Below are 23,860 nucleotides of genomic sequence, written 5' to 3' on the forward strand. Positions count from 1 at the left end.
ATATGACTGATAACGCTAAAGCCAAAAGCGGCAAACGTAAGCTCCTGATACCGGTGTTAGTTATTCTGACGCTGGTCGCTTGCAGCGTGGCGGGCTATACAGTCTGGCGCATGATGAAGACTCCGGCCGATGCCGCTGCGGCAGCCAAGCCGGAGCCACCACCGGTGCCGGTGTTTTTTGCTCTGGATACTTTTACGGTTAACTTGATCAACCCAGACAACGATCCGGATCGTGTGCTGTACGTAGGTTTCACTCTGCGTTTGCCAGACGAAGAAACGCGTCGTCGTATGAATGATTATCTGCCGGAAGTCCGCAGTCGTCTGCTGCTGTTGCTTTCACGTCAAAGTGCCTCGGCGTTAGCGAATGAGCAAGGCAAGCAGGAATTAATGACACAGATAAAACAGGTACTGGCACCTCCGCTGGTGCACGGACAACCACAGCAGGTCGTGACAGATGTTCTCTTCACGGCCTTCATACTGCGGTGATGTAAATTTATGGGCGATAGCATTCTTTCTCAGGCAGAAATTGACGCACTACTCAATGGCGACAGCGATAGTGCGGCAGAAGATAAGGTCAGTAGCGGCGGCGATAGCGATATTCGCCCCTATGATCCCAATACCCAGCGCCGCGTGGTTCGCGAGCGTCTGCAGGCACTGGAGATCATTAACGAACGTTTTGCGCGTTCTTATCGTATGGCGCTGTTTAACCTGCTGCGCCGCAGTCCGGATATTTCGGTCGGCGCGATCAAGATTCAGCCCTACCATGAGTTCGCCCGCAATCTTCCGGTGCCAACTAACCTTAACCTTATCCACCTCAAACCGTTGCGCGGCACGGCGCTGGTGGTATTTTCGCCAAGTCTGGTGTTTATCGCTGTAGATAACCTGTTCGGCGGTGACGGCCGCTTCCCGACCAAGGTCGAGGGGCGTGAATTCACCCACACCGAGCAGCGCGTCATCCGCCGTATGCTGAAACTGGCTTTAGACTGTTACAGCGAAGCCTGGAAACCTATCTATCCGCTGGATGTTGAATACGTGCGTTCTGAGATGCAGGTGAAGTTCACCAACATCACTACCTCGCCGAACGACATTGTGGTCACCACACCTTTCCAGGTTGAGATTGGTAACCTGACCGGTGAGTTTAACATCTGTATTCCATTCAGCATGATCGAACCGCTGCGTGAAACCCTGGTGAATCCACCGCTTGAGAACTCGCGCAGTGAAGATGAGAACTGGCGTGACACGCTGGTGAAACAGGTTCAGCACTCTGAGCTGGAGCTGGTGGCGAACTTTGCCGAAGTCTCGATGAGAATTTCCCGTCTTCTGGCCTTAAAGCCTGGCGACGTATTACCGATTGAAAAACCGGACCGCATTATCGCCCATGTGGACGGCGTGCCGGTGTTGACCAGCCAGTATGGAACGCTGAATAAGCAATACGCACTGCGCGTGGAACATCTGATCAACCCGATTTTGAATTCGCTGAATGAGGAACAGCCCGATGAGTGATACGAATAAGCCGTCCGAGGACGATATCTCTGCGGACGACCTGTGGGCTGACGCAATGAATGAACAGGTAAAATCCTCCTCCACCGACAGCGTGTTTAAATCGCTGGACGTGGGCGATGTTGCCGGTTCACTGCAAGATATCGATATGATTATGGACATCCCGGTCAAACTGACCGTAGAGCTGGGCCGCACCAAAATGACCATTAAAGAACTGCTGCGCCTGTCGCAGGGTTCCGTGGTCGCGCTGGAAGGCTTAGCGGGTGAGCCGCTGGATATCCTGATTAACGGCTATCTGATTGCTCAGGGTGAAGTGGTGGTGGTCGCCGACAAATATGGCGTGCGCATTACCGACATTATTACCCCGTCAGAACGTATGCGTCGTCTGAGCCGCTAAATGAATACCACGCAGCAGCAGCCGGTCACTCCCCAACCGGCCATTTCAACCGGCTCAGTGCTCACTCAGGTGAGCGGTGTGCTGGCAGCGATTATTATTCTTATTCTCGCCTGTGCCTGGCTGGCGAAACGCCTGGGCTTCGCAGCCCGCCGTAACGGCAGCCAGACGCTGAATATCAGCGCCAGCTGCCAGCTGGGCCAGCGTGAACGCGTGGTGATTGTCGACGTTGACGATGCGCGTCTGGTGCTGGGCGTGACCGCACAGCAAATTACCCATCTGCATACCCTGCCCGCTAAGCCTCAGCAGGAGGTGACAGATGCTGCGCCTGCCGCGGCCGACTTCCGTCAGGTTCTTCAGTCATTACTCAAAGGCGCCGGCAAGAAAAAATGAAACGCATATTTCCGCTGCTGCTGCTCGGCCTGCTGATGCTGGCCCCCGATGTTTACGCCCAGCTTCCGGGTCTGATCAGTAAACCGATGGCCAACGGCGGCCAGAGCTGGTCTCTGCCGGTTCAGACCCTGGTGTTTATCACCTCGCTGACCTTCCTGCCGGCTATTCTTTTGATGATGACCAGCTTCACACGCATCATTATCGTCTTTGGCCTGCTGCGTAATGCCCTCGGCACCCCGTCAGCACCGCCAAACCAGGTATTAGTTGGCCTGTCGCTGTTTCTGACCTTCTTTATTATGGGGCCGGTATTCGACAAAATTTATACCGATGCCTACCTGCCTTTCAGCGAAGACAAAATCAGTATGCAGGAAGCCATTGATAAAGGCGCTCAGCCGCTGCGCGAGTTTATGCTGCGTCAGACCCGCGAAGCGGACCTGGCCCTGTTTGCCCGTTTAGCCAATACCCCACCGCTTGCCGGGCCGGAAGCCGTCCCGATGCGTATTTTGCTGCCGGCGTATGTCACCAGCGAACTGAAAACTGCCTTCCAGATTGGCTTTACCGTATTTATTCCGTTTCTGATTATTGACCTGGTGGTGGCGAGCGTACTGATGGCGCTGGGTATGATGATGGTGCCGCCTGCCACAATATCACTGCCTTTTAAACTGATGCTTTTTGTTCTGGTCGACGGCTGGCAGTTGCTGGTGGGTTCACTGGCGCAGAGCTTTTATTCCTAACCCGGAGCCACGGCAATGACACCTGAATCGGTAATGGTACTCGGGCACGATGCGTTGCAGGTTGCGCTGGCGCTGGCCGCCCCGCTGCTGCTGGCCGCACTGGTCAGCGGTTTGCTGATCAGCCTGCTGCAGGCTGCGACTCAGATTAACGAACAGACGCTGTCCTTTATTCCTAAAATCCTGTCGGTTGTGGCAACCATCGTTATTGCCGGGCCGTGGATGCTGAATCTGGTGCTCGACTATATGCGCACCCTGTTCAACAACCTGCCTTATATGATCGGATAATGATTCTTTTCGACAGCAGTCAACTTTTGCTATGGATAAGTCAGCTATTCTGGCCGCTTGCGCGCGTTCTTGCCCTGATCATGACGGCTCCGCTGCTGAGTGAAAAGGCCATCAGCCGTAAAGTGAAGCTGGGACTGGGCGTGATGATCACCTGGACACTGATACCGTCACTGCCGCCAACCACCGTCACACTGTTTTCCGTTGGCGGTTTTTGGTTACTGCTCCAGCAAATTTTGATTGGCGTCGCCATCGGTTTCACTATGCAGTTTGCTTTTGCGGCCGTGCGCACGGCGGGTGAAGTGATTGGTTTGCAGATGGGGTTATCCTTTGCCACCTTCTTCGATCCGGGCAGCCGTCTGAATATGCCGGTGCTGGCACGCTTCCTTGATATGCTGGCCATGCTGCTGTTTCTTTCTTTCAATGGCCATTTGTGGCTGATTTCGATGTTGGCAGACAGTTTTCACACGCTGCCCATCGGGGGAGACCCGCTTAACGGCAATGCATTTATGGCGTTAACCAAAGCTGCCGGATTAATTTTTCTTAACGGCATGAGACTGGCCTTACCGCTTATCACTCTGCTACTCACCCTAAACCTGGCCCTGGGTTTGTTAAACCGCGTTTCACCTCAACTCTCCGTTTTTGCGATTGGTTTCCCGGTAACCTTATCAATCGGAATGGTGTTCATGAGCCTGATGATGCCTCTGCTTGCTCCCTTCTGCGAACATTTGTTCAGTGAAGTGTTCGATTTACTGGCTACACTGCTCAGTGAATTACCCGGTAGGTAAACTTTAGTATTTCTGCTTTAGCGCAAAATCATTGTTAAGCAACCAAAATACATCTGTGCATTTTTCGCACCATTATTTACAGAATTTCACTAAGGAAATTCTGATAAATGCGCCGGTGCGATGAAAATTATTCTTATTAAATGCCAGTTAGCGTATTTTAATTCCTCAAACCGGTGATTTGTTGCGAAAGAGTTAACGGTCAAAAAACGGACAACCATCTGTTTTTTATAGAAATTTTATTTTTCGCGGTTTTTCTTGTTTTAAAATTTATTTTCCGGCATTGTCAATGCTCATTACAGCGTTACACTTTCGGTTAATGAATGTTTTTAAGAATCGTCCTATCAGAGTTTTCCGTTTTCTGCGCGATAGTGTCGATGCAGCCGGAAAGCTGCGTCAAATGCTGTGTTAAGTCAGATAGGTAAGTAGATTCACCGCTCTTAACCTGACTGTGGCGTTCAGGCAGATTATCGCCTCGTCAAAACTCAAATTTCCAGTCAGCAAGGACGAATCAGTACCCTCGCCGTAGATGGCAAAGCTTTGCTAATGCTGGGTAAATATAACAAGATCGTGAAACAGAACTCTTGCTCTCGTACCGAACACGCGTAATTCATCGTTGATTTAAACGGATAACAAATTGGTGAGGGTCGCTATAATGCCAACGATTATTATGGATTCATGTAACTATACACGGCTTGGTTTAACTGATTATATGGCAGTTAAAGGGGTTAAGAAGAAAAATATAACCTCAGTAAATGATATCGAACAGTTACAAATTAAATGTGAACAACTACAACCGGGTGTAGTGTTTATTAATGAAGACTGTTTCATCCATGAACTGGATGCAAGTCAGCGAATCAGAAACATTATTATGCAGCAGCCTGATACGCTATTTTTCATATTTATGGCCATCTCCAATATCCATTTTGAGGAATACCTCTATGTTCGTAAGAACTTGATTATTACATCAAAATCGATAAAGCCGTCCACACTGGATTCATTACTTAGCTCTTACTTTCAAAAGAAACTTAACCTGTCTCCCCGCTACTCTTCGGGATTCGACGTACATCCACTGACGCTGAGTCAGACGGAGTCGAATATGCTCAAGATGTGGATGTCAGGTCATGACACCATCCAGATTTCGGATAAAATGCAAATAAAAGCAAAAACGGTGTCGTCACACAAAGGTAATATTAAACGTAAAATAAAAACACACAACAAGCAGGTTATTTATCATGTGGTTCGTTTAACGGATAACGTCACCAGCGGTATTTACGTCAACGTAAGATAGCCTTCCGGGGAGGCGGGCTTGAGCCGGCCTCCCCCATCCCGACAGAGTTAATGCTCATTATGTGAGCCTGCTCCCACTTCCAGTCCTAATCCTTTTAATCCTGATGCCGATGTTCTGTAGACGACCGGAGTGTTCCTTCGTCCCTACCTGACAGAGAGCAATGGATATGAAATCACAACTACAATCTAACGAACATCAGGCTATCAGCTTCTGGCAGAACCTGCGTCTGGTTCCGTTGTTCGCCGCCATTCTTGGTGGAATTTTGCTATTATTCGCCCTGTGCATTGGCCTCGCCAGCTACTTTTTGATCCAGAGTAATCAGTCTCTTAATGACGTCACTCAGGAGATCCAGATACGTACAGCGATCTCCAACAGTTCCAACCATCTGCGTACTGCCCGCCTGACGGTGATCCACGCCGGGGCCTCGGCACGTATTGGTGAGATGGACGAATTCAAAGCTAACCTGCAGACCACGGAAAAGCGCATTAAGATGGCGCGCGACAGCTTTAATATCTATCTTAACCGTCCGTTCAAAACCCCGGAGGGGAAAATACTGGATGTTGAGCTGACAAAACGTTTCGACGCCTATATTACCCAGGGGCTGATGCCGATGGTGAAAAGCGCCAGCGATGGCAGCTTTGAAGGGGTTATTGCGCAGGAAACCGATTACACCCGTAAACTGGATGACGCCTACAACGAAGTATTATTCAAAGCGATTAAGCTGCGCACTGAACGGGCAGAACGCCTGAATGCGGAAGCGAAATCTCAGACCCACCTTGGCTTTATTATGATGGCAGGCGCATTTGGTCTGGCATTATTACTGACGCTGGCCACCTTTATTTTCCTGCGCCGCGTGGTGATTACCCCATTACGTCAGGCCGTTGAGCGTATTGAACATATTTCCCGCGGCGACCTGACGGCTCCGCTGCAAAACTGGGGACGCAGTGAGATCGGCAGCCTGGGAAATAATCTGCAGATGATGCAGCAGGCATTAGTGAAAACAGTAGGAACCGTGCGCGAAGGCGCCGTCGCCATCTATCAGGGGTCCAGTGAAATTTCGGCAGGCAATACCGATCTCTCTTCCCGTACCGAGCAGCAGGCATCGGCGCTGGAACAGACTGCCGCCAGTATGGAAGAACTGACCGCCACGGTGAAACAGAACGCCGAAAACGCGCACCATGCCAGCCAGCTTGCCTCTGATGCTTCCGGCAAAGCGCGCCAGGGTGGCGACATTGTCACCGGCGTGGTGAACACCATGAACAATATCTCCACCAGCTCGAAGAAAATTGCTGAGATCACCACGGTCATTAACAGCATCGCCTTCCAGACCAACATTCTGGCGCTGAACGCCGCCGTTGAAGCCGCCCGTGCTGGTGAACAGGGTCGCGGCTTTGCCGTGGTCGCCAGCGAAGTGCGCAATCTGGCGCAGCGCAGCGCCGGGGCGGCGAAAGAGATTGAAGGTCTGATTTCTGAATCGGTCGATTTAATCAGTAAAGGGTCAGCGCAGGTGGGCCATGCCGGGAATACCATGAATGATATTGTCGACGCCGTTCGCCGCGTCACCGATATTATGGCGGAGATCGCCGCCGCATCTGATGAACAAAGTAAAGGCATTCAGCAGGTCAGCATGGCGGTAACAGAGATGGATAACGTAACGCAGCAGAACGCCTCGCTGGTTGAGGAAGCCTCTTCGGCGGCGGCTTCGCTGGAAGAGCAGGCTGCGCGTCTGACTCAGGCGGTTTCCGCCTTTAAACTGAGTGGTTCATCAGCAGCACCGGCGGTCAAAAACAGCGCTCCCGTGACCCAAAAAACGGCTCTGGCAGCACCGCGCCCGGCGCTGGCAACCACCGGTAATGAGCACTGGGAAACATTCTGATAAGCCATAGGGGAGCAGAAGAAAGGTAAACGCGCGGGGCGACCAGAAAAAGGGTCGCCCCGCTGATTCCCGGTTACGGGTGTGGTTCGACGAAAATGCCGTCGTCGTGGCCGACCTCATTAAAGAACCAGATCCCCAGCGGATAGTCCGGCAGTGCGACCAGATACATCGTGCCTTCGCTAAAGTCCTCTACGGCCAGCACCGTGCCTTCGCGACGCGGTCCGCCATCCGTTTTCACCGTAACCCGTTCATTAACCTTCATAGCCACTCCTGGATGATTTTTCGCTAAGTTTAACCGAAAACCTCAGGATACACAGGTGCCAACAGAGGATTAACGACGAGCGATGACCCATACCGCATGCACAATACCGGGAATGTAGCCGCAGAGCGTCAGCAGGATGTTCAGCCAGAAGGCACCACCAAAACCGACCTGCATAAAGACACCCAGCGGGGGTAACAGGATCGCAATTACAATTCGCAAAAAGTCCATAACATCTCCATTTTGTGTTTTATCTCACGGGATAACCCGAACACAGAGTATAGCCAGTGAAATACATGCCACCGTCTGTGATGGGTAAAACCAGGTAAAGCCCTCACTACACTGGCTTTTTCACTTTCTTTACGTTTCGCAATGAGACTTCAGGCAGGTATCACCTTAAAATGGTCTCACTGCGCCAACCCAAAGGGGCAGAAGAGTAACAAGGATTTTGCCCGCGCAGCGCGGGCTTTTTTTCGCCCGTATTTTTACAGCACCGGGCAGTAATCCGTTCTTTTCCGGCAAAAAAAATCCCAACCATTCGGGCTGGGATAAAGTATTTCTCACAGGAAATGAAGTTCGTTACATCCGGGAATTCTTAACGTGCGCAGAATACCCCGACAGTCAGCTAAGATAAATCCTAATAGACACTCAAATTTGTACAGTGATTGATATTTCGTACAGATAAATACCGCCACTTCTGCTTCAGCACTGCCTTCTCGTCACGCTAACAATAGTCACGCCCGTCACTTTATTCATCATTATTTTAAGACAATTCCTGGTATTAAGAGCCATCTTCAACGGGTCTGTCCCACCGCCTGCCCGTAAAGGCTGGACTATACTGACAGTTCTTAAAGGTTACTGACGTTTGTCTCTGTCGTATTGCATTCACCTGAGGTAACGCTTATGCCCACACTGCAGGACCCACTGATGATCGTCACCGATCTCGACGGCTCACTGCTTGACCATCACACCTATCGCTGGCAAGCCGCGGAGCCGTGGCTGGCACGCTTACAGGCACACAACATCCCGCTGGTCATCTGCTCAAGCAAGACTGCGGCTGAAATCATCCCTCTGCAGGATGAACTGGGGATCGGCGGAGCGCCGTTCATCGCTGAAAACGGGGCGGTAGTCGGATGCGGAAACAGCGAAACGCTGCCGCCCTGGCAACAGGACAGATACGATTACGCCGGGCTGTGCCAGCTGCTTGGGCAGTTAAAACAGCAGCACCACTTCAAATTCACCGGTTTCAGCGAGGTGGGTGAAAAAGAGGTCGCTGACTGGACCGGGCTGACGCCGTATCAGGCCACCCTGGCCCGTCAGCGCCAGGCTTCTGAAAGCCTTATCTGGCGCGACGACGCCGCGCAGTTTGCCCTGTTTGAGCAGCAGCTCGACCAGCAGGGTCTCGCCGTCGTGCAGGGCGGGCGCTTCTGGCATGTGATGCATAAGGGCCGGGGAAAAGGGGCCGCACTGAGCTGGCTGCTGCAGCACAGCGCGCAGAGCGGCAGCCCGCGTATCACCATTGGCCTGGGAGACGGCCCCAACGATGCGCCGATGCTCGACAGTGTTGACTATGCCGTGGTGATCAAAGGCTACAGCAAAAGTCCGGTCGTGCTGCAGCGGCAGGATAAAAACAATATCTATCATACCGCGCACTTTGGTCCGCAGGGCTGGGACGAAGGGCTGACGCACTTTATCACTCTGTAAGCCAGGGTCACCATTTAAGGGATAAGCGATGAGCGATTTTTACCAGAATGGCGTTATTACCAATTTTCATAATCTTACTGGCCGTTCCGTGGCCGAGCTGGAAAAAGATCTGGTGCGTTTCTCACGCAAGCGCAAGATGGGCCTGATCCTGCCGTCTCTGTTTTCCGAACTGGAAGGCCCGGCACTCAGCCACATTGTTGATGAACTGGCCAAAGTGCCCTACCTGGCCGAGATTGTTATTGGACTGGACCGCGCCGACCGCGATCAGTTTCTGCACGCCCGCGAGTTCTTTTCCCGCCTGCCGCAGCGGCACCGTATTTTGTGGAACGACGGCCCGCGTCTGAAAGCGCTGGATGCCGAGCTGGATAAAGAGGGACTGTCGCCTTCGCAGCCGGGGAAAGGCCGCAACGTCTGGTTCTGTTCCGGGTATACCCTGGCGTCAGATAAATCGAGCTGCGTCGCACTGCACGACTGCGATATCGTTACCTACGAGCGGGGTATGCTGGCGCGCCTGCTCTACCCGCTGGCTAACCCCGGCTTTCAGTACGAGTTCTGCAAGGGGTTCTATGCGCGCGTGGCCGACAACAAGCTGAACGGACGCGTCGGGCGCCTGCTGGTCAGCCCGCTGCTGCGTTCACTACAAAAAGTGTACGGCCACTCGGAGTATCTCGATTATCTCACCAGCTTCCGCTATCCCCTGTCCGGTGAGTTTGCGATGCGCACCCACGTGCTGAACGGGATTAAACTTCCCGGCGACTGGGGGCTGGAGATTGGCGTGCTGTCAGAGATTTACCGTAACTACACCACCCGCCAGAGCTGCCAGGTGGAAATTGCCGATAACTACGACCATAAGCATCAGCCGCTGGCAGAGGATGACGGCACCGGCGGGCTGAAGCGCATGAGCAATGATATTGTTCAGTCGCTGCTGCGTAAAATGGCGACGATGGGGGTCAATATCACCAGCGACTCGTTCCGCGTGCTGAAAGCCACCTACTATCGTAACGCGCTGGATATGATGGAGATTTACCATCATGAAGCCACCATGAACGGCCTTAAATTTGACCAGCACGCTGAAGAAGCCGCCGTCGAAATGTTTACGCAGGCGATTCTCGATGCCGGACAGTCATTTATTGAGCGCCCGAATGAAAAACCGTTTATTCCGAGCTGGAGCCGCGTACAGTCAGCCTTCCCGGATATCCTTCAGCGTATTTATCAGGCCGTCGAAGATGACAACAGCGGCGATGTCTGAGGCATAGCCGCTACGAATGGCCGTTTATGCAATAAAGATGCCCCTGAACGGCCCTTACGCCTTGCCCTCTTCCGGGCGAACAGGACACGTCCTGACACGGATAGCGCACAACGGCGGCCTGAATACGACGGATGCCCACGCCCTGTAAATTCAAGTATACTTCGCCTAGCTGAATCGGGACCACCTGGTACGCCAGGGTTCCGATCTCCCCTTTGCAAAGAGACCGTCTAACTGATTATGCCAGAACTCTACCGCTACGACCTGCCGACCAGAGCAGGTGACCAGCGCCAGCTGGGGCAATTAACCGGTGCTGCCTGTGCCGTTGAATGTGCCGAAATGGTTGAACGTCATCCGGGCCCGGTGGTATTGATTGCCCCGGATATGCAGAACGCGCTGCGCCTGCAGGATGAAATCAGACAGTTTACCGACCAGCCGGTGATGGCACTGGCGGACTGGGAAACGCTGCCTTTTGACAGTTTCTCGCCGCATCAGGAAATTATCTCATCCCGACTGTCCACGCTGTATCAACTGCCGACCCTTGAACGCGGAATTCTGATCCTGCCGGTCAATACCCTGATGCAGCGCGTCTGTCCGCACAGTTTCCTGCACGGGCACGCGCTGGTGATGCAGAAAGGGCAAAAGCTGTCGCGGGATACCCTGCGCGCCCAGCTGGAGCAGGCAGGCTACCGCAGTGTCGATCAGGTGATGGAACACGGTGAGTTTGCTACCCGTGGTGCCCTGCTCGACCTCTACCCGATGGGCAGCGAGCGTCCTTACCGCATCGACTTTTTCGACGATGAAATCGACAGCCTGCGCCTGTTTGATGTTGACAGCCAGCGCACCCAGGAAGAAGTGGCGGCCATCAATCTGCTGCCCGCCCATGAATTCCCGACCGATAAAGCCGCCATTGAACTGTTCCGCACCCAGTGGCGCGAACACTTTGACGTCCGGCGTGAAGCCGAGCATATCTATCAGCAGGTGAGCAAAGGCACCCTGCCCGCCGGCATTGAATACTGGCAGCCGCTGTTCTTTGAGCAGCCGCTACCGGCGCTGTTCAGCTATCTGCCTGCCAGCACTCTGCTGATTATCTCCGGCGACCTGGAGGCCAGTGCCGAACGTTTCTGGCAGGATGTTAACGCCCGCTATGAGAATCGTCGCGTCGACCCGATGCGTCCCCTGCCGCCGCCGCCGACCCTGTGGTTGCGCTGTGATGAACTGTTCAGCGAGCTTAAGCAGTGGCCACGCGTTCAGCTGAAAACGGAGCTGCTGGCGGATAAAGCCGCCAACACGAACCTGCATTATGAAACCCTGCCGGATCTGGCGGTGCAGGCTCAGGCCAAAGCGCCGCTGGATGCGCTGCGTCGTTTTCTGGAAAGTTTCAGCGGCCCGGTCGTGTTCTCGGTCGAAAGCGAAGGCCGCCGCGAAACTCTCCAGGAACTGCTGGCGCGCATCAAACTGAAGCCGACCGCTATCCACGCCCTGCCGGATGCGCAGGAGCCGGGCCACTATCTGCTGATTGGTGCCAGCGAGCACGGCTTTATCGACGGGCTGCGCAACCGTGCGCTGATCTGCGAGAGCGATCTGCTGGGGGAACGCGTCAGCCGCCGCCGTCAGGACAGCCGCCGCACTATCAATCCCGATGTGCTGATCCGCAACCTCGCCGAGCTGCACCCCGGCCAGCCGGTGGTACACCTGGAGCACGGCGTCGGGCGCTATATCGGCCTGACGACGCTGGAAACCGGCGGGATACAGGCGGAATATCTGATGCTGGCCTATGCCGGAGACGCCAAACTTTACGTGCCGGTGTCATCCCTGCATCTGATCAGCCGCTATGCCGGTGGTGCGGAAGAGAATGCCCCGCTGCACAAGCTGGGCAGCGACGCCTGGTCACGTGCGCGCCAGAAAGCGGCCGAAAAAGTGCGCGACGTCGCCGCCGAGCTGCTGGACATCTACGCCCAGCGTGCAGCCAAAACCGGCTTCGCCTTTAAGCACGATAAACAACAGTACCAGCTGTTCTGCGAAAGCTTCCCGTTCGAAACCACGCCGGACCAGGCGCAGGCTATCAATGCCGTGCTGAGCGATATGTGTCAGCCGCTGGCGATGGATCGCCTGGTGTGCGGCGACGTCGGCTTCGGTAAAACCGAAGTGGCGATGCGCGCAGCCTTCCTGGCGGTAGAAAACCATAAGCAGGTAGCAGTGCTGGTGCCGACGACGCTGCTGGCGCAGCAGCACTACGATAACTTCCGCGACCGTTTTGCCAACTGGCCGGTGCGCATTGAGATGCTGTCCCGCTTCCGCACCGCCAAAGAACAGACACAGGTGCTGGCGGAAGCGCAGGAAGGTAAGGTCGATATACTGATCGGCACCCACAAACTGCTGCAGAGCGAGATCAAATGGCGCGACCTCGGCCTGCTGATCGTCGATGAAGAGCACCGCTTTGGCGTACGCCATAAAGAACGCATCAAAGCGATGCGCGCCGACGTGGATATCCTGACGCTGACCGCAACACCGATTCCGCGCACGCTGAATATGGCAATGAGCGGCATGCGCGATCTGTCGATCATCGCCACGCCGCCCGCGCGCCGTCTGGCGGTGAAAACCTTCGTGCGCCAGTATGACGACCTGGTGGTGCGCGAGGCGATCCTGCGTGAGGTACTGCGCGGCGGTCAGGTCTATTACCTGTACAACGACGTGGAAAATATTGAGAAGGCCGCCAAACGGCTGTCTGATCTGGTGCCGGAAGCGCGGGTGGCAATCGGCCACGGTCAGATGCGCGAGCGTGAGCTGGAACGCGTGATGAACGATTTCCACCACCAGCGCTTCAACGTGCTGGTCTGCACCACGATCATTGAAACCGGTATCGATATTGCCACCGCGAACACCATTATCATCGAACGCGCCGATCACTTTGGTCTGGCCCAGCTGCATCAGCTGCGCGGGCGCGTCGGGCGCTCGCACCATCAGGCCTATGCCTGGCTGTTAACGCCCCATCCGAAGTCCATGACTACCGATGCCCACAAACGCCTTGAGGCGATCGCCTCGCTGGAGGATTTGGGTGCCGGTTTCGCCCTGGCCACCCACGACCTTGAAATTCGCGGTGCCGGTGAGCTGCTGGGAGAAGGCCAGAGCGGGCAGATGGAGACCATCGGCTTCTCTCTGTATATGGAGCTGCTGGAAAATGCCGTTGATGCGCTGAAGGAAGGCCGCGAGCCGTCGCTGGAAGATCTCACCAACAGCCAGACGGAGATTGAACTGCGCATGCCTGCGCTGCTGCCGGATGATTTTATCCCGGACGTCAACACCCGCCTCTCGTTCTATAAGCGCATCGCCAGCGCCGACCAGGCCGGTGAGCTCGACGATCTCAAAGTTGAGCTGATTGACCGTTTCGGCCTGTTGCCGGATGCCGCGCGCAACCTGCTTGATATCGCCGGGCTGCGCCTGGTGGCGAAAAAGCTGGGCGTGCGCAAAGTGGAAGCCAGCGAGAAAGGCGGGTTTGTTGAATTCGCCGAGAAGAACAAGGTCGATCCGGTGTGGCTGATTAGCCTGCTGCAGAAAGAGCCGCAGCACTGGCGTCTGGACGGCCCGACGCGCCTGAAGTTTATCCGCGATCTGGGTGAGCGAAAGGTTCGCATGAAGTGGGTACAGGAGTTTCTGACGCTGATGCTGGAGCACGCGGCAGCGTAAAACCAGATTCACTAAAAACCTGGGCGGCTGATAAGCCGCCTTTTTTATGGCCGGTGATAGCGCCCGCACGGTACGATCATCGGCGTATGCGACACCGGATCGTCAATTACCACGCAGTCCATACCAAACACCTGCTGCACCAGCGGTGCATCAACAATCTCCGCCGGTCTGCCCTGAGCCACAATCTTCCCTTCCTGCATCACAATCAGGTGGTCGGCGTAGCGGCAGGCCTGATTTAAATCGTGCAGTACCGCCACCAGCGTGTGGCCGTGCTCCTGATTTAACTGGCGGAAAAGGTCCAGCAGCTCAATCTGGTGGGCAATATCCAGCCAGGTGGTCGGCTCATCCAGCAGCAGCAGCGGCGTTTGCTGGGCCAGCACCATCGCCACCCACACGCGCTGACGCTGCCCGCCGGACAGTTCATCAACGCTGCGCTGCGCCAGCTCACTGACGCTGGTGGCGCGCATCGCCAGGGCCACGGCATCGCGATCCGCTTCGCTCCACTGTTTCAGCAGGCTTTGGTGCGGATAGCGCCCGCGCGCGACCAGATCCGCCACGCTGATACCCTCAGGCACAATCGCATGCTGGGGCAGCAGGCCAAGCTGACGCGCCAGCGCTTTGGTACCCATCTGGTGAATATCCTGGCCATCCAGCAGTACCTGGCCGCTGCGCGGTTTCAGCAGGCGGCACAGGGCACGCAGCAGCGTCGATTTTCCGCAGGCATTCGGGCCGATGATCACCGTGAACTGACGGTCGGGGATCTGCACGCTGAGTTCGCTGGCGATCACTTTCTGATCGTAGCCCAGCGTCACTCCGCTGGCCTGAAGACGCGGGGATAAAGAAAGTTCCATGATTAACGTCGTGACTCCCTGATAAGTAACCAGATGAGATACAGCCCGCCGATGCTGACCGTAACGGCCCCGACCGGCAGCTGTATCCCGTTAAATGCATGCTGGGCGATAACATCGGCTGCCAGCAGCAGCAACGCCCCGGTGGTTGCGGCGGAAAACAGCGGCACCGCGTTCGCCCCGGTGAGGCGACGCGCAATCTGCGGCGCCGCCAGAGAGATAAAGGCGATCGGCCCTGCGCTGGCGGTGGCAATGGCCGTGAGGATAATGCCGCACAGCATCAGCCACAGACGGCTGGATTCGGCATTGACCCCCAGCGCCCGCGCGCTGTCATCGCCCATTTCCATCAGCTGCAGACGGCGGCCGAGCAGCAGCGCAATAAGTATCGTCAGCGGCACCAGCAGCAGCGCAGGCTGGCCTTTCGCCCAGGTGATGCCGTTGAGCGAACCCGCGCCCCACAGCGCGGCACTCATCGCACTCTCCAGCGAAGCGCTGACAATCAGCCAGGTATTGAGCGCCGACAGCACCGCCCCCACGCCGATCCCGACAATAATCAGCCGGAATCCGACAATCCCCTGACGCCACGCCAGCAGATAGACCAGCGCAGCTGCGCCGATGCCGCCGATCAGCGCCCCGGCGGCAATCTGATAATAGCTGCCGCTGAAGCCGATAATCACCACCAGCGCCCCGGTAAAGGCCCCGGTGTTAAAGCCAACCACGTCCGGGCTGCCGAGCGGGTTGCGGATCGCCGACTGGAAAATCGCCCCGCTGACACCAAGCCCTGCGCCGAGCACCACCGCCATCACCGCGCGCGGCGCACGCCACTGCCCTATCACCGTGATAAAACCGCGGGGTCCTTCTCCCTGCAGCGCCTGCCATACCTGGCCGGGGCTGATGCTCAGCGTGCCGTAACACAGGGCAAACAGCGCCAGCAGCGCGGCCAGCAGCAGCAGCGTCAGGTTGACCCACAGCACCCGCGACGCCAGACGCAGATTCAGCCAGCTGTCCACGCGACCGATCAGTAATGTTTTGCTGTGCATGTCGTTCTCTCTTAAATCCTGATTCAAAATGCCGGGGAAAATAGCCTAATGCCTGCGCTGACGTACCAGCCAGATCAACACCGGAGCGCCTATCAGGGCGGTGACAATGGACACCCGCAGCTCGCCCTGCGCCATAAATCGCCCAGCGATATCGGCGGTAAGCAGCAGCACCGGGGCCATCAGAAAGGAATAGATCAGTATCCAGCGCTGGTCAGCCCCCACCCACCAGCGCGCCACGTGCGGCACCATCAGGCCGACAAAGCCAATCGGCCCCACCAGCGCGGTGGACGATCCGCACAGCAGCATCACCGCCAGCAGCGCCAGCAGGCGGATAAGCACCACCCGCGTCCCCAGCGCGGCGGCAATATCTTCCCCCATGCTCAGGCTGTTAAGCGAGCGTGATACCGCCAGCGCCAGCACGGCCCCGGCGATAATCGCCGGAGCGACCAGCAGCAGATTGTCCATCGAGCGGATATCAAGCGTGCCCGCCTGCCAGAAGCGCAGCTGGTCAAAGGTTTGCGGATTCAGCAGCGACAGGGACGAGGTCAGGCCGCCCAGCACCGCGCTGAGCGCCACTCCGGCCAGCGTCAGGCGCACCGGATTCACCCGGCCGCCGCTCAGGGTGCCGATAGCCCAGACCGCAATGCTGGCGATCAGTGCGCCGCCCCAGGCAAAGCCAAGCCAGCCCGCCATTCCGCTGACGCCAAACAGCGTAATGCCGATAGCCATGGCAAAGCTGGCCCCGGCGTTGACGCCCAGTATTCCCGGGTCGGCCAGCGGGTTGCGCGTCAGCGCCTGGATCACCGCCCCGGCACCGCCGAGCGCCAGGCCGACCAGTATCCCGGCCAGCGTGCGCGGCAGGCGGGCATTCAGAATAATGATGCTGTCAGCGTTAGTGAGCTGGCCGGATAAGCTCTGCCACACCAGCGCCGGGGCAATGGATTTTGCCCCCAGCATCAGGCTGGCCAGGCTGACAAAGGCCAGTAACAACAGGCAGATAATGACGCCAGCGCTGCGCGAAACACCTTGCGACAGCGCGGCCGTACCGGGGGAAGTTTGCTGCAATGACATCCCTGACAGATCCTCTTCATATGCAAATGAATATGAGTATTATTATCATTAACGTTACTAATCAAATATGTTACCATGCGCTCCGCCAGAAAAACATCGGCATCCTTACGCGCCGCACCGGACAGCGTTCCGGCCGCAGGCATCGGCTTCATCAACTACATGGAAACTCATGGCTAAGCCCTCCATCCTGCTTGATTTCAGTCTGCTGAAAAATAACGCTCACTTCCGCGCCATTTTTTGCGCGCGCATGTTATCCGTATTCTCACTCGGGATGCTGGCTGTCGGCGTCCCGATTCAGATCCAGGCCATGACGGGTTCCACCCTGCAGGTGGGCGTGGCGGTGATGCTGGACGGAGTCGGTATGTTTATCGGGCTGATGCTCGGCGGTATCCTCGCCGACCGCCTTGATCGCCGTAAACTGATCCTGTTTGCCCGTGGCACCTGCGGTATTGGCTTTGCCGCTCTGAGCCTGAACGCGTTTCTTCCTGCGCCGTCGCTGTGGGCGCTGTACGTTCTGGCGGCCTGGGATGGCTTCTTCGGTGCCCTGGGAATGACCGCACTGATGGCGGTGATCCCGCTGCTGGTCGGGCGGGAGAATCTCGGCGCGGCGGGTGCGCTGAGTATGGTCACCGTGCGTCTGGGGGCGATCCTCTCCCCGGCGATTGGCGGGGTGATTATTGTCGCCGGTGGGGTGGAGTGGGCCTTTGCCGTGGCCGCCGTCGGCACGCTGGCAACGCTGATCCCGCTGGTGCGCCTGCCGACCATGAAGCCGGACGTGCAGGAGCCGGAACACCCGCTGCGCGCGCTGGCCAGCGGCGTACGGTTTGTCTGCCAGCAAAAGGTGGTGGGGTCGGTGGTGCTGCTGGGTATGCTGGTGAGCATCGTCGGCGCAGTGCGTATCCTGTTCCCGGCGCTGGCCGTCAGCTATCATGCGAACGCTTCCGCCATCGGCCTGATGTACTCGGCGGTGCCGCTGGGAGCGATGATCGGTGCCTTTACCAGCGGCTGGGTGCCGCGTCACGATCGGCCGGGGGTGCTGGTGCTGGTCAGCGCCACCTGTGCGTTCCTCGCCATTGCCTCGCTGGGGCTGTACAGCCACTTTATCCCTGCCCTGCTCGCTCTTGTGGTGTATGGCTACTGCAATGCCATTGCCTCGCTGCTGCAATATATGCTGATTCAGCATCACACGCCTGATGCACTGCTGGGGCGCGTCAACAGTCTGGGTACCGCCCAGGACGTCACCGGAGATTCTATCGGCGCGCTGGGCCTTGGGGTGCTGGGTAAGCTGTTCGCGCCTGTCGTGAGCGTGTTGTCGTTTGGTGCCGCAGCCGCCGGGGTGGCGGTGGTGCTGGCCAGTCTGGTCGGCACGCTGCGCCGGGCCACGCTGACACCGGAGCCACCTGTCCCGGCAGAAGAGTCAGCGCCGGTAACACATTCGTAAACGGCGTCGCATACCAGGGGTTAAGCGGAATAAGGCCAGCCCCTGATAGACAGAGCGTTAGCGCGGCTTAAAATGCTGTTCGATACTGTCCAGCATATTGCTGGCACTGTAATAATCAAGACGGAAGGTATCCGGCCCCATCGCATAAACCTGCCCGTCCTTGACCGCAGCCAGATGTTCCAGGAACGGGTTCGTACGCACCCGGCCCACCGTGGCATCGTCTGCGGCAAACAGCAGCATACTTTTTCCGGTCAGGCCTGCGGCCATATTCTCGCCTGAAAGCTGAATAATATCGTTACGCTTGCCCATGCTGGTGCCGCCGTGTACTTCAGCAGGGGGCATCGCCAGCGTAAAGCCCAGCTCCGTCAGCAGCTTGCCCTGAGCTGAAGCCTGACTCCACAGGTTTACCCCGCGACCGTCTTCATAATAAACCAGCGCCGAGACAGGCTGCGGCGGCAGCGCAATCGCCTGCTTCACCGCCTGCACCCGCTGTTCAAAACGGTCAGTGACCTCACGGGCATCTTTCTCATGCCCGGTGATCTGCCCCAGCTGCACCGCCAGCTGCTGCCAGCTTTTATCGCCGTAGTCGATCACCAGCGTCGGGGCAATCGCCGAAAGCTGATCGTACAGCTTCAGCGCCGAGTCGCCCCCGGTGGCAGATATCACAATCAGGTCAGGTGCCGCAGCGGCAATCGCCTCGGCGTTTGGCTCAGAAATATATAAGGGCTGCAGCCCGACCTTTTTTGCCTCGGCGCTCCACTGCTTAAAAAATCCCCGATCGTCAGAGACGATGCTGTTACGGCTGGTCGCTCCGGAACCCACCAGCGGGGCATGAATCGCCAGCAGGGTGCCGGTGATGGTAACGCTGGTAGAGACAATACGCTCAGGAGGCTGTTGCAGCGTCAGCGGTCCTTTGGGGGTTTGCAGCGTGCGCGGCCAGCCCTGCTGCGCCTGGGTGTCGCCAGGGGCCGCCGCAGCATGTGGCGACGCTGCCGGAGGGGAGTCCGGCTCTGCTGCTGAGTGCTGTGTTGAGCAACTGCGGACCGACACGACGAAGACAAGCGCGGCGGCAACCAGCACCGCGCACAGCACCGGGAAGGAGAATCGTTTTTTCATCCTGGACATTCCGTTGAAAATGAGTCTTATTATCATACATTTAATAGCGAACAATTTAAACGGCTTATCGCGGGACAAGTCTGGCGGGAAACAGGACAGGTAAAGAAAAAGGCCGGGTCAACCCGGCCTGAAGAGAGGATTACACTTTCATCCAGCGCCTTTCAGCGGCCGAGATGGCGATTGCCTCCAGCACTTTCGATACCTGTAACCCTTCTGCAAAGTCTGGCCACATGCGATCATCTGCGGCAATGCCGTTGATCAGGTCGCGCACTTCCACCGTTTTCTGATCGTTAAAGCCGATGCCATGCCCGGCAGAGATGCAAAATGCCGCATAGTCCGGGTGTGCCGGACCGGTCAGAATGGTTTTGAAGCCCTGACGCCCCGCCGGATCGTCATGGAGGTACAGCTCCAGCTCCGCCATGCGCTCCTGGGTATAGCGAAGGCTGCCTTTGGTGCCCGTCACCACATAGGTCAGGCCCATTTTGCTGCCGCAGGCAATGCGTGAGGTTTCAATCACGCCGTGGGCACCGTTAGCAAAGCGCAGCAGCGCGCTGGCCTGGTCTTCATTTTCCACATCGCGCAGCTGCGAGAGGTTTTTCGGGTCCGGGCGCTGCTTTATCACCGTCATCATATCGCCGCTGACTTCGTCAATGTTGCCCACCAGATAGTGCGCCATATTCACGATATGCGCCGCCAGATCGCCCAGTGCCCCCAGGCCTGCCAGCGCTTTCTGGCAGTGCCAGTCCAGCGGCGTATGCGGATTCGCCAGATAGTCTTCATTGTGCGTGCCGTAAAAATGCACCACCTCGCCGATTTCCCCCCGTTCAATAATCTGTCTGGCCAGCTGGCTGGTCGGGTTCTTCATATAGTTAAAGCCCACCAGCGTTTTCACACCGGCTTTTTCCGCAGCGCGCACCATTTCTTCGGCGTCAGCCACATCCAGCGCCAGCGGCTTTTCGGAATAAACATGCTTACCGTGACGAATCGCTTCCAGCGCCATCTCTTTATGCAGGAAGTTAGGCGCACAGATATCAACCACATCGATATTTTCATCCGCCACCAGTTCGCGCCAGTCTCCGGTTGAACGGTTAAAACCGAGCGTCGCCGCCTGAGCGCTGGCCAGCTCCGGATTGACCTCCGCCAGCATCTCGCGCACCAGTTCCCCTTTCAGGTTAAACACCGTGGGGGCCTGCGCGTAAGCAATTGCATGGCAGCGACCGATATAACCGGTTCCGATCAGTCCGATTCTGACTTTTTTCATGGTGGGTCCTCAGGCGTGGGGGAGTAAAATGAAACAAAAATTCAACATACATGGAATGTATATACCGAAAGTTCTGCCATCAATGTCAGAATGAAATAAACGTGATCACACTGACGAAAAAGAGTGCAACGCCGCTGCAAGCCCCGCCCGTTCCTGCAAAGCAGTACGCAAAAGCATCATTATCATCGGGAAAATTCCCCTGACCGGGGTGATGTGCTGCTTTATTCAGCAGTTAAACCAAAAGCGTGAAATCAGGCTTTGACATCCCCTGCTGCGCTGGATATCATGCGCCCCGTTCCAACAATTCCTCTGTAGTTCAGTCGGTAGAACGGCGGACTGTTAATCCGTATGTCACTGGTTCGAGTCCAGTCAGAGGAGCCATATTTGAAAAGCCCGCTCAGGGATACCTGAGCGGGCTTTTTGCTTTTGCGTTGCTGGTTAATATTTTAATCTGACAGGCTTGGTTTTATCCCTTAAACCATACTGAATCTCTGCGGCCCTTCCCCCTCTGCCATCTGTTCTTCCATTGCTTTCTATTGAACGATAACTCGCGTGCGCTGGCGTTTTAATATTCTGGGTTAGGTCAGACACCTGAAATGAACGGTGGGGTTGCTTTTGAAGCTTATGACAAGCCGGACTGCGGTAAAAACGATCGGATTTCCGGCAGCTCAATGAGGGTCAAGGCTATTTTTTACACTTATAAATCTGTCAGTAAAGTTAAACAGTTTAATTAAATCCCTTAGGGCAAAAGATTAAAGTCGGCCAGCGATAGCGGCATGATTTTTTAAAATATATTTCCACCATCTGATATATCGTAAGGCTGCCTGTTGACGGATTAACGAAAATGCTAAACTCTGCGTTGGGGTTTACACCCGCCAACAATACGGATGCCCATGGGCATTGCTGACGTTAGATACAGACACTCTCCGGATATGGCAGGGCACCATCGTGATTGAGACAGACTTTACCTTATGCAGTCTACCCATGCTTTACTCGCGCAACAAAAACAGGACGTACCAGGAGCGGATAACCCGCTCTCTGACAGCACTGCTGACGTTCATGAAGGCTAACGATCTGTTCGCAAAAGATCCTTTCAATAGCGACGGAAGCCTGAATAGAGACTTTGTGTTAAAACAGTCTGAAGTCACCGCAGAGGGCGTTGAAATGTTCAGAAAAGTCGTCCCCGGCTGGTTTAATTATTTAGACAAAGGGGGAACCGTGGATAACCTGACCCGACTTGAAAAAGGCCTGGAAAAAATCAGAAATCCCGTCTGAATGCGGTCGGTGGCGGCCCCATGACGGCTTCAGGCACGGCCATCCTGCTGACGTAAAGAACAGCTTATTCTTCAGGGGCGTGACAAAACTGCCCGTTTTGTCCCCCCACCGCCTTTATCCCCCTTCCTCTATATGAACCCTGTCACAAAACAGCAATGAAAGTTTTGGCCTGCGACGAAACGGGTTTCTCAGCCAATCCCTGTTAATGGCCTGTTACAGCTTGCCGGGCATGATTGTTAAAATTCATTGATGCGCCAGACGCATCAGTTGATGATTTTATTGCGCTTATTTACTTTATTTTTCTGATCCAGTCTGCAGCAACAGGCGCGGTAATAGCGTCAACGACAAACTGGAGATAACAATGCATTCCTCTCACGCCCTGATGACCACCCGGGCAAGAATTAGCGCAATATTGCGCGTGACTTCTGGCAATTTTCTAGAGCAATTCGATTTTTTCCTGTTCGGATTTTATGCCACCTATATTGCCCATACCTTCTTTCCGGCCAGCAGTGAATTTGCCTCATTAATGATGACCTTCGCGGTCTTTGGGGCAGGCTTCCTGATGCGTCCTGTCGGCGCCATCGTGCTGGGCGCCTACATCGATAAAGTCGGCAGACGTAAAGGGCTGATTGTTACCCTGTCGATCATGGCCGCAGGAACCTTCCTGATTGTCCTGATTCCTTCCTATCAGACCATTGGGCTCTGGGCTCCGCTGCTGGTGCTGGCGGGGCGTCTGTTGCAGGGCTTTTCAGCGGGTGCCGAACTTGGGGGCGTATCCGTTTACCTCGCTGAAATTGCCACGCCGGGCCGTAAAGGCTTTTATACCAGCTGGCAATCCGGCAGCCAGCAGGTGGCGATTATGGTGGCAGCGGCCATGGGCTTTACACTCAATCTGGTGATGGAAGAGAGCGCCATTCGCGAATGGGGCTGGCGTCTGCCTTTCCTGTTTGGCTGCCTGATTGTGCCGTTTATCTTTTTCCTGCGCCGCAGGCTGGAAGAGACCGAAGAGTTCACCCGCCGCCGTCATCATCTGGCGATGCGCGAGGTGTTTAAAACCCTGCTGGCGAACTGGCAGGTGGTGGTTGCCGGTATGCTGATGGTCGCGATGACCACTACCGCGTTCTATCTGATCACCGTTTATGCCCCCACCTTCGGCAAGAAAGTCCTGATGCTCAGCGCCTCTGACAGTCTGCTGGTCACGCTGCTGGTGGCGATATCGAACTTCCTCTGGCTACCGATAGGGGGCGCCCTGTCAGATCGCTTTGGCCGTAAGCCTGTTCTGGTTTCCATGGCGCTGCTGGCCCTGGTCACCGCGTATCCGGCGCTTCACCTGCTTGCTCAGGCTCCCAGTTTTTCCATGATGCTGGCAGTACTGCTGTGGCTCTCCTTCCTGTATGGCCTTTATAACGGCGCCATGATCCCGGCGTTGACGGAGATCATGCCGGTAGAGGTCCGGGTGGCCGGTTTCTCGCTGGCCTACAGTCTGGCAACCGCTATTTTTGGCGGGTTTACACCGGTGATTTCAACCGCGCTGATTGAGTACACCGGCGATAAGGCTTCACCGGGTTACTGGATGAGCTTTGCTGCGGTATGTGCCTTAGCGGCAACGCTCTATTTGTACCGCCGCGTCGGGTTATCACTACAAACCGCACGTTAAT

General features: G+C 56.0%; 22 protein-coding genes and 1 tRNA gene. 16 read left to right on the forward strand and 7 right to left on the reverse strand.

The genetic code is table 11. From position 1 onward, the window contains the following. Positions 1-2 precede the first annotated feature (2 nt). The 9 genes from fliL (at position 3) to ABEH87_RS05850 (ending at position 7,254) form a co-directional block, all read left to right on the forward strand. A complete protein-coding gene (gene fliL, locus ABEH87_RS05810) occupies positions 3-485 on the forward strand; it encodes a flagellar basal body-associated protein FliL (protein WP_346574778.1) in 483 nt (160 codons plus the stop codon). Between the two features lie 9 nt (positions 486-494). Continuing rightward, complete coding sequence (fliM, locus tag ABEH87_RS05815; protein WP_346574780.1) at positions 495-1,502, forward strand: flagellar motor switch protein FliM; 1,008 nt, start codon at positions 495-497, stop codon at positions 1,500-1,502. Continuing rightward, complete coding sequence (fliN, locus tag ABEH87_RS05820) at positions 1,495-1,896, forward strand: flagellar motor switch protein FliN (protein WP_346574782.1); 402 nt, start codon at positions 1,495-1,497, stop codon at positions 1,894-1,896. Before fliM ends, fliN begins: the two co-directional genes overlap by 8 nt. Continuing rightward, positions 1,897-2,286, forward strand: a complete 390-nt coding sequence (fliO, locus tag ABEH87_RS05825; RefSeq protein ID WP_346574784.1) for a flagellar biosynthetic protein FliO — start codon at positions 1,897-1,899, stop codon at positions 2,284-2,286. It begins immediately after the preceding gene. Then, positions 2,283-3,020 (forward strand): flagellar type III secretion system pore protein FliP, encoded by a 738-nt coding sequence (fliP, locus tag ABEH87_RS05830; protein ID WP_346574785.1) that lies wholly within the window; start codon positions 2,283-2,285, stop codon positions 3,018-3,020. Before fliO ends, fliP begins: the two co-directional genes overlap by 4 nt. A gap of 15 nt (positions 3,021-3,035) precedes the next feature. Then, positions 3,036-3,305: a flagellar biosynthesis protein FliQ gene (fliQ, locus tag ABEH87_RS05835; RefSeq protein ID WP_346574787.1), complete on the forward strand. Its 270-nt coding sequence runs from the start codon at positions 3,036-3,038 to the stop codon at positions 3,303-3,305. Continuing rightward, a complete protein-coding gene (fliR, locus tag ABEH87_RS05840; protein WP_346576149.1) occupies positions 3,305-4,090 on the forward strand; it encodes a flagellar biosynthetic protein FliR in 786 nt (261 codons plus the stop codon). The genes fliQ and fliR overlap by 1 nt, the downstream gene beginning before the upstream one ends. 652 nt (positions 4,091-4,742) lie before the next feature. Next, positions 4,743-5,378, forward strand: a complete 636-nt coding sequence (gene rcsA, locus ABEH87_RS05845) for a transcriptional regulator RcsA (protein WP_346574789.1) — start codon at positions 4,743-4,745, stop codon at positions 5,376-5,378. 166 nt (positions 5,379-5,544) lie between these two features. Then, positions 5,545-7,254 (forward strand): methyl-accepting chemotaxis protein, encoded by a 1,710-nt coding sequence (locus ABEH87_RS05850; protein WP_346574791.1) that lies wholly within the window; start codon positions 5,545-5,547, stop codon positions 7,252-7,254. A gap of 73 nt (positions 7,255-7,327) precedes the next feature. On the opposite strand, the gene dsrB is transcribed toward ABEH87_RS05850, so the two are convergent. Both dsrB and ABEH87_RS05860 read right to left on the reverse strand, forming a co-directional pair. Next, on the reverse strand, positions 7,328-7,516 hold the full coding sequence (gene dsrB / locus ABEH87_RS05855) for a protein DsrB (protein ID WP_346574793.1): 189 nt from the start codon (positions 7,514-7,516) through the stop codon (positions 7,328-7,330). A gap of 69 nt (positions 7,517-7,585) precedes the next feature. Continuing rightward, complete coding sequence (locus ABEH87_RS05860; RefSeq protein ID WP_017800079.1) at positions 7,586-7,744, reverse strand: YqaE/Pmp3 family membrane protein; 159 nt, start codon at positions 7,742-7,744, stop codon at positions 7,586-7,588. 672 nt (positions 7,745-8,416) lie between these two features. On the opposite strand from ABEH87_RS05860, the gene ABEH87_RS05865 reads away from it, so the two are divergent. The 3 genes from ABEH87_RS05865 to mfd all read left to right on the forward strand — a co-directional run bounded on the left by ABEH87_RS05865 (position 8,417) and on the right by mfd (position 14,150). Next, the gene (locus ABEH87_RS05865; RefSeq protein ID WP_346574796.1) at positions 8,417-9,217 is read left to right on the forward strand and encodes a mannosyl-3-phosphoglycerate phosphatase-related protein; all 801 of its coding nucleotides are present in this window, start codon (positions 8,417-8,419) and stop codon (positions 9,215-9,217) included. A 28-nt stretch (positions 9,218-9,245) separates the two neighbouring features. After that, positions 9,246-10,466 (forward strand): glycosyl transferase, encoded by a 1,221-nt coding sequence (locus ABEH87_RS05870; protein ID WP_346574797.1) that lies wholly within the window; start codon positions 9,246-9,248, stop codon positions 10,464-10,466. Between the two features lie 237 nt (positions 10,467-10,703). Beyond that, positions 10,704-14,150, forward strand: a complete 3,447-nt coding sequence (gene mfd / locus ABEH87_RS05875; RefSeq protein WP_346574799.1) for a transcription-repair coupling factor — start codon at positions 10,704-10,706, stop codon at positions 14,148-14,150. A gap of 44 nt (positions 14,151-14,194) precedes the next feature. On the opposite strand, the gene ABEH87_RS05880 is transcribed toward mfd, so the two are convergent. From ABEH87_RS05880 to fepD, 3 genes are read right to left on the reverse strand one after another with little or no spacing between them, the layout of a single operon-like run. After that, positions 14,195-15,001, reverse strand: a complete 807-nt coding sequence (locus ABEH87_RS05880) for an ABC transporter ATP-binding protein (RefSeq protein ID WP_346574801.1) — start codon at positions 14,999-15,001, stop codon at positions 14,195-14,197. Positions 15,002-15,003: 2 nt separating this feature from the next. Then, positions 15,004-16,038, reverse strand: a complete 1,035-nt coding sequence (fepG, locus tag ABEH87_RS05885) for an iron-enterobactin ABC transporter permease (protein WP_346574803.1) — start codon at positions 16,036-16,038, stop codon at positions 15,004-15,006. A 45-nt stretch (positions 16,039-16,083) separates the two neighbouring features. Continuing rightward, entirely contained in the window at positions 16,084-17,109 is a 1,026-nt protein-coding gene (gene fepD, locus ABEH87_RS05890) for a Fe(3+)-siderophore ABC transporter permease (protein ID WP_346574805.1), read from the reverse strand. 169 nt (positions 17,110-17,278) lie between these two features. Here fepD and entS point away from each other — a divergent pair, with 169 nt between their 5' ends. Then, positions 17,279-18,550 carry an enterobactin transporter EntS gene (gene entS, locus ABEH87_RS05895; RefSeq protein WP_346574807.1) on the forward strand — a complete coding sequence of 424 codons (1,272 nt, stop codon included), beginning with the start codon at positions 17,279-17,281 and terminating at the stop codon, positions 18,548-18,550. A 57-nt stretch (positions 18,551-18,607) separates the two neighbouring features. On the opposite strand, the gene fepB is transcribed toward entS, so the two are convergent. Both fepB and ABEH87_RS05905 read right to left on the reverse strand, forming a co-directional pair. Continuing rightward, a complete protein-coding gene (gene fepB, locus ABEH87_RS05900) occupies positions 18,608-19,666 on the reverse strand; it encodes a Fe2+-enterobactin ABC transporter substrate-binding protein (RefSeq protein WP_346574809.1) in 1,059 nt (352 codons plus the stop codon). 139 nt (positions 19,667-19,805) lie between these two features. After that, positions 19,806-20,927: a Gfo/Idh/MocA family oxidoreductase gene (locus tag ABEH87_RS05905; RefSeq protein ID WP_346574811.1), complete on the reverse strand. Its 1,122-nt coding sequence runs from the start codon at positions 20,925-20,927 to the stop codon at positions 19,806-19,808. A gap of 305 nt (positions 20,928-21,232) precedes the next feature. Here ABEH87_RS05905 and ABEH87_RS05910 point away from each other — a divergent pair. From ABEH87_RS05910 to ABEH87_RS05920, 3 genes are all read left to right on the forward strand, one after another. Continuing rightward, positions 21,233-21,308 (forward strand) — tRNA-Asn (locus ABEH87_RS05910). 567 nt (positions 21,309-21,875) lie between these two features. After that, the gene (locus ABEH87_RS05915; RefSeq protein ID WP_346574813.1) at positions 21,876-22,202 is read left to right on the forward strand and encodes a hypothetical protein; all 327 of its coding nucleotides are present in this window, start codon (positions 21,876-21,878) and stop codon (positions 22,200-22,202) included. Positions 22,203-22,563: 361 nt separating this feature from the next. Next, positions 22,564-23,859 carry an MFS transporter gene (locus ABEH87_RS05920; protein ID WP_346574815.1) on the forward strand — a complete coding sequence of 432 codons (1,296 nt, stop codon included), beginning with the start codon at positions 22,564-22,566 and terminating at the stop codon, positions 23,857-23,859. The last annotated feature ends 1 nt before the right edge of the window (position 23,860 follow it).

It is taken from the genome of Erwinia sp. Eh17-17, from assembly GCF_039675725.1.
Classification (GTDB): Bacteria; Pseudomonadota; Gammaproteobacteria; order Enterobacterales; family Enterobacteriaceae; genus Erwinia.